Here is a 6654-nt window from a genome sequence, read left to right as displayed (position 1 = left end):
TCAAATAGTAGCCACCTTCAGGTGGCCCCCGATTTTATTTACCGCTTTGAGCGGTTCACAAATTCAAGCCTCCGGCTTTGCCGGAGGTCATGACTTAACAATTATATGCATCTGCTTGAAAAATCCATTCAGCGTCATGTTCAAGTGGGACAGAGGATCAGCAAAATGCCCATCTATTCCTCCAAATACTATTATTAATTGTGGCATGAATTCTGTAATGATTGGAATGCAAATCTCGTCAATAAAGTAGAGCGAGTTATCATCGCCGCTTCCTGGTGGCAGAGGGATATTGACAGTATATCCCTTGCCTCCTCGTAAGCCGACTTGCGCTTCAAATCCCGTCCCAGGAAACAAATATAATGGATCTTCATGAATGTCGATGCAAAGAATGTCAGAATCCTCATAGAAAATATCCTGTGTGCCATTACCACAGTGAGCATCTAAATCTATTATCGCAATCTTTTTCAATCCATAAAATTGACGAAGATATTCTACAGTAATGGCAATGTCATTTATAAGACAAAATCCACCACCAAAATCAAACCCGGCGTGATGTGCACCACCACCCAATACTATGGCCTTTTGAAATATGTTCTCGACTACCAATCGACCGGCTAGAATGCCTGCGCCTGAAAATAGTTTCGCAATGTCATATATACCCGGGTGAATGGGGGTGTCCATGCTAAGAAACCCTCCACGCTCATTCAATGAGTCAAGCAATTCAAGATAGTCTTCACCGTGAACGAGGTTGACAACTTCTCGAGAGGCTGCATTTGGTGTGACAAAAGTAAGGTCAGGCTTGTGCCCACGAATAGATTGCGAAGCAAAAATTCCAGGCAGAGCAGCGTATCTGTTGCCATGTAATGGGTGATTCTCACCGAAATCATAATGTTTAAAATCGGAGTGATATATTATAGCGGTTTTCATTTAAAATCCTTCCAACAGGTTGTTTTGAATCTTCGGAAGCACAACTTCCGCGTAGTCCCGGCAAATATAATCGGCTTTTTTATCAAAGGTCGTCTCTGAAAGATTAATTATCGCAACTTTGCCATTATTTGCCTTAACCAAGTTAGGAAGGAGGCCAATGGGTCCCATTCTTAATCTTGTACCGATTACCAGCATGAGATCAGCCACAATGGCTACTCGCTCCACCTCGAATGCTTTTGCGATAGGAAGCCCTTGATCGAAAAACGGGATATCTACCTTGAGAACCGCATTGCAGAATTTGCATCGCGGTATTTCTCTTCCCTGTTTGAAAATTTTTTCAAGTTCGTTTTCTGAAAAATTTAAAAACTTTTTGACACAAGAGTATGTGGTTACTCTTGTATAACATTTAGGACAACTGCTCGTGAAGAATGATCCATGAAACTCAATGACATTCTTGCTGCCAGCCTCTTGGTGCAGGTGGTCTAAATTGGTGGTTACAATTGCTTTGATATTTCCATTTTTTTCCATATTTGCAAGAGCGATATGCGCAGGATTTGGTATCGCTCGCAACATCGTTTTTAAAAAGCCGATAGCTACAATCCAGTGGTAAGAGGGATCCTTCTCAAAGTGTGATAACATCTCGGCCTTTTGAAAATCATATTTTCCCCACATCATATTATCCGAATCAAACATAGGAACGCCGGATCGGACGGATATCCCTCCCCCTGTCATGGCTACGATGCAGCTGGCATGACGCATCTCCTTAGAAATCGTCTAGCTAAATTCGCTTGTATCCATGTTAATAGATTTTAAATTCATCGCCAAGATGTCAAATATTTATAAGTACAATATTGAGAATGCCTACTTCACAAGAGAGATATCAGGACGCATCTATACAAAATAAAGCGTTAATTCATGGTAAAACAGATTTCTGCTAATTGCCTCTACCCAATGTCAGCCGCCGCAACCTTTCTATTTAATTCCAATAGATATCCATAACTATTCAAAGGTGGAAACAAAATAAAAATAAACGACGCAAAACTATACTTTTCACTTAAAAGTTAGCATATGCAATCATGGCATTCTATCCTAACTGATCGACAAAAGACCATGCGCATTTTTTATAATAAGATCCCCGTCATACATTTTTCATCACAAATTGTTATGATGCACATTTATAACGGGGATCTTATCATGAAAGATTTTAAATATATTTCATTGTAAAAATCCATCAAGACAATGTGGGTTCTCCGCCCGGAAGATGCTGTATTTCAAAGGGCTCTTCCTGGTCTGGTTTTTCATCCATAAAAGCCCTCGTCGGCCGATGGAACGGTTGGCTTTTTGCGTTGAAAATCGCATTCTCATCAATTTCGGTAAAACCCATCTTTTTTATCTGCGCTCTCCATTCCTCCGCTTCAAACTCACCGAAACCGATCATTTCACCATCGGCACCACACCGGTTAAGCTCTTTGTACCAGTCAGCCTCGCCAAGCATTTTCTTTTTTCTCCAATATCCCATACCCTTTTGTATTCTATGGTAATGCGGAATCTCACTTTCAAACCATGTGCGTTTACCAGGCTTTGTCAAATGCTCATCCAATTTTCCAGCCTTTAGATCCTCAAGTAAGCTATCGATGTCCAAACCAACTTCCTTGGCCGCAGACCACTGCCGTCCATGCTCTTCGTACCACTTTTCTTCCTTTGGAGTGAAAAGATACTGCACCTTTTTTGGCTTTTCTTGTACCTTTCTATGTTTATCTCTTACATAGACACCTGGAATGTTACAGTCATTTGTGCCAATTAATGTTCCAAGGCGAGGGAAGTTGTAATTCGCAGTGAATATCATATTGTTTGACGGGAGCGGATAAACCCAGCCTCTTTCAAAGGATTCGGCAAACGCCATGCAAGCCTCAAGAGCGGTTTCAAAATGTGCAAAATTGAAAGGGTAGTTTACATCTCCGGACCACTGCATGAATGTTGACGGTGTCGTTTCAACAGGATGCCTTTTACCAATCAAAGGCTTAACATCCGGATCTTCGCTCAAAAGTCCAGGCCTCGTTATCCATTCATCTCCTTGTCCCATATTAAATTTATGGAACATAATAGGTTGTCCAAAGAATTGGACACCAGATTTGTCAGGCGCAGTAAAACGTTGTACTAATGTAAGGCCATGTGACCATAGCCAATTCATAATTCCGGTGACCTTCTCAGACCACAGGGGATCTTTCAGATCGAGTCTCTTCTGGATACCAAGTTCGGACAATTCATCATAAATTTTAAAACTCTTTAAGAATCGCTTTTTCACCTGCTTAGGAACTAAAACGTTGTAACCAGGTAGTTCAGTCACTTCCACTTTTCGCCTGTCGCCCCCAAGATCAACTTTTTCCAGTGGCATAATTGACACCCCCTCTTCGAAAACCTGATTTTGTCAGAGAAATTTGTTTTTTGTCGACGGCATATGTGCGCATTTTAGGTACCCAGGGATTTAAGATCTTCTATCGGTTTGGCACCGCAACTTACCGCAACGAGTTGAACTGAATCGAAGTTTTTCAAATTTGATTTTATTCCGATTATCCCATCGCGAAAATTTTGTTCGCAAAAAGGACAGTTATTGACAAGAAAATCAGCTCCTGTCAGCTCAGCTTCCTTCACTCTGTCAAGGCTTATACGTGTTGCAAGATCACCATACCCGCTTTTTACGCCACCCCCCGCACCACAGCAGCGCGCATTCTTTCCATTTCTCGACATCTCTATCAATTCGATTCCCGGTATTTCATTCAGTAATTCTCTCGGTGTTTCGAAGTATCCACAATGCCTCCCATTGTGGCACGAGTCATGATATGTAACTCGCGCATTGACTTCCTTGTCGAGTTTTAATTTACCTGCTTTGACTAGCCGTAGAAGAAAGTCAAAAGTATGCATCACTTCTGGCTTTACAATTGAACCAATTTCCTCATGCCACTCGGGATAATCTTGGAAGATTGTCTTGAAACACCCCGCACATGACGTAATAATTGTTTTGCAGCCATATTGCTCGTATAGCTCATTAAATTGATTCACATTGTGCCGCGCCACCCGCTTAAATTCCTCTCTTTCGCCCACGCGCATAAGTATCGATCCGCATTCCACCTCGTTTGCACCTAAGAACCCCCAATTTACTCCGGCCTTGTCAAGACACTGTGCAGTTGAAATGACAACATCCGTCATTGTCCTATCCAAAGCGGCAGTACATCCTGTGTAATACAAGACATCGATGTTTTCTTTCTTTTTGGCGAGATTCTTCCCTTTTGGCTCATAGATTCTTGTCCAATCAGCTTTGGCTCTTCTTGGCTGTCCCCACGGGTTGTCATTTTGCTTAACGCTAGCAAGTAGCACTTTGTGCCCGGGTCTGTGCTCAAAGCCAAGTTCAACAAGATCTGCCCTCAGTGCCTCATATACTGCGGCATGATCCATAACGCGGTGAACAGGAAAGCTCGCTGTTCCTCCGTCCTCGATCTCATCCCAGGTATTGTGGCACATATGGTTACAAAGGTTGCATACCGTGCACATATAGACGGCATCCGCGAGTTCTTGCGATGGTTCGAGCCTGCCTTCAAGCAGTGCTCTGATAACCATATTCTTGCCCCTGGAATAGTATGGCTCAAATCCTGGAGTGAAATCATATACCGTGCAGGTGCCATCTGCGCCAACTTCGCTTCTCTGATCATTTATACAGTTGCCACACTGCATGCACCATGTAAGAGCGCGGACATCCATCTCTTCAAGATTATGAAACTTCGTCCTGTACATCGTTCTCGCTTCTCTATCCATACCCACCCCTCCTAGCTGCAATCTCAAAGAATGTTTTAATAGCGTGCATCAGGCAGATCGTTAATATGGAACTTTCCCGGGCTCAAAATGCCGTTAGGATCAAGTGCATCTTTGACAGTTTTAAATAGCTTCATATAGGATTCATTCACAATTCCCGCCTCGACTAACCAAGGGCTATTGATATAACCAGTCCAAATTGGAAGCGCTCCATTCTTCCACATAATCTCAGAGACGCCGCGATGTAATTTTCTTCTAATAGCCCATTCTTCCTCAAACTCTGGAATTTCGTTTCTCGTTGGAGCATAAACCAGGAATTTGACCCCACCACCCACTACCGTCATTTGCGTGGCAAAACCCATTTTCACGTCCTGAAATTCATTCAAATTGTCCTGGTAATAGGCTGTGAGTTGATCTAACATTTTATCAATTCCAGACCATTGAATATCTGCAATCCAAATGACAATCCCTGTTCCGCCTACCGCTCCCCATGCAGGGTGTGCATAAAGCGTATTTCCAGTTTTTTCTAATAGCCATCGTGCATAGTTTCCATCCTTGATTTCCTGACCGAACTCCTTGCACCCGTATTTGGCTAAAACGCTATCCAATGTTCTTTCGCAATAATCAAGCTCTTCTTGGCATTTCCCAACAACTACATAGACTAGCGTCGCATTGTTCACAGGCTGCCCGGGATCAACGGCTCTTGCGTACGGCTCAAAGAACTCATACCCACCATAAATTGCCAGAAATTCGTGATCCCATATTCCAGTCACGAAAAGACCAGGAGAACCCAATTTTTCCCACTCTCGGTAAATTTCCACGCACACTTTCACATCCGCAAGAGGATTATCAACCGTAACCACGGCCGGAACCATTACGCTCTTCGCCAACATATGGGATGGCATAGGTTCAATTCTGAAAGAGACTCGAGTCTTTATTCCCAACATTCCCGGATCACCGATAAAAAGCCCCGTCAGATCAGGACCAGCAAGGTATCTTCCCCCATACCATGGTTTGCAGTAGTTAGACATCTCTGCCCCTGTCCTTACAATCGTTCCGTCGGCAAGGACCACCTCTACGCCGGTCGTCTGATCACCAGGGCTACGAAAATAGCACTCGCCCCCACCACCAACTGAGTGACAACTTAGTGCTCCTCCAATTCTTGCCATGTTATTCGCGGGACCGTAGGTCGTCCACCAGCCAATTTTATTCAACTCCCTTCTTAACTGTCCAAAGGACGCGCCGACTTCTACGTTTACGACCATGGCGTCGGTGTCGACATCAATTTTGTCCATCTTTTTTAAATCCATTACTATACACCCACTTCCAGGCGGCCTTGACCCTGAACTCAGATCAGACCCATTTCCTCGCGGCAAAATGGGTATTTTATATTCGTTGCATAGTTTTACAATTCCTGAAACCTCCTCGGTGCTCTTCGGTACTACTACCGCATCAGGAGGGATACGATAACTGAAATCATCAGCGGGTTTGGCATAGCTTTGAGTAATGAAATCCGCCGTAGAAATATTATCATTACCTACAACCATTTTCATCTGTTCAATTATGCTTGCATCTAATCCCATTTTAATCTCCTTTTCCTATCGAGTCATGACCTCCGGCAAAGCCGGAGGCTTGAATTTGTGAACCGCTCAAAGCGGTAAATAAAATCGGGGGCCACCTGAAGGTGGCTACTATTTGAACAAACCTAGCTGGTCGATTTTTTTGTCGATTTCTTCGTGTCTTTTGATGTATTGCCGGATCACCTCTTCATCGTGACCGGCTGTAGAGACGTAGTAGCCTCTTGCCCAAAAGTGAAGACCGGTAAAATTCTTCTGCTTTCCCATATATTGGCGAGCAACATGAATTGCGCTTTTCCCCTTTAGATAACCGACAATTTGGGAGACAGCATATTTTGGCGGA

Annotated in this window: 6 protein-coding genes; all 6 read right to left on the bottom strand. The window is 43.4% G+C overall.

The genetic code is table 11. The features are described from left to right. Positions 1-87: 87 nt before the first annotated feature. Entirely contained in the window at positions 88-927 is an 840-nt protein-coding gene (locus H567_RS26425) for a histone deacetylase family protein (RefSeq protein WP_051185177.1), read from the bottom strand. Further along, entirely contained in the window at positions 928-1686 is a 759-nt protein-coding gene (locus H567_RS0120750; RefSeq protein ID WP_084517680.1) for a Sir2 family NAD-dependent protein deacetylase, read from the bottom strand. A gap of 472 nt (positions 1687-2158) precedes the next feature. Then, on the bottom strand, positions 2159-3322 hold the full coding sequence (locus H567_RS0120745) for a hypothetical protein (protein ID WP_028322862.1): 1164 nt from the start codon (positions 3320-3322) through the stop codon (positions 2159-2161). 74 nt (positions 3323-3396) lie between these two features. Beyond that, complete coding sequence (locus H567_RS0120740; protein WP_028322861.1) at positions 3397-4737, bottom strand: (Fe-S)-binding protein; 1341 nt, start codon at positions 4735-4737, stop codon at positions 3397-3399. Between the two features lie 35 nt (positions 4738-4772). Next, positions 4773-6317 carry an FAD-binding oxidoreductase gene (locus H567_RS0120735; RefSeq protein ID WP_035255579.1) on the bottom strand — a complete coding sequence of 515 codons (1545 nt, stop codon included), beginning with the start codon at positions 6315-6317 and terminating at the stop codon, positions 4773-4775. A 108-nt stretch (positions 6318-6425) separates the two neighbouring features. Beyond that, positions 6426-6654: IS200/IS605 family transposase (gene tnpA / locus H567_RS0120730; RefSeq protein WP_028322859.1), on the bottom strand; the 229-nt coding region annotated here is incomplete at its 5' end.

Source organism: Desulfatiglans anilini DSM 4660, assembly GCF_000422285.1.
Classification (GTDB): Bacteria; Desulfobacterota; DSM-4660; order Desulfatiglandales; family Desulfatiglandaceae; genus Desulfatiglans; species Desulfatiglans anilini.
Note: the sequence above shows the minus strand (reverse complement) of the source record. Positions and strands in the feature narration are given on the sequence as shown.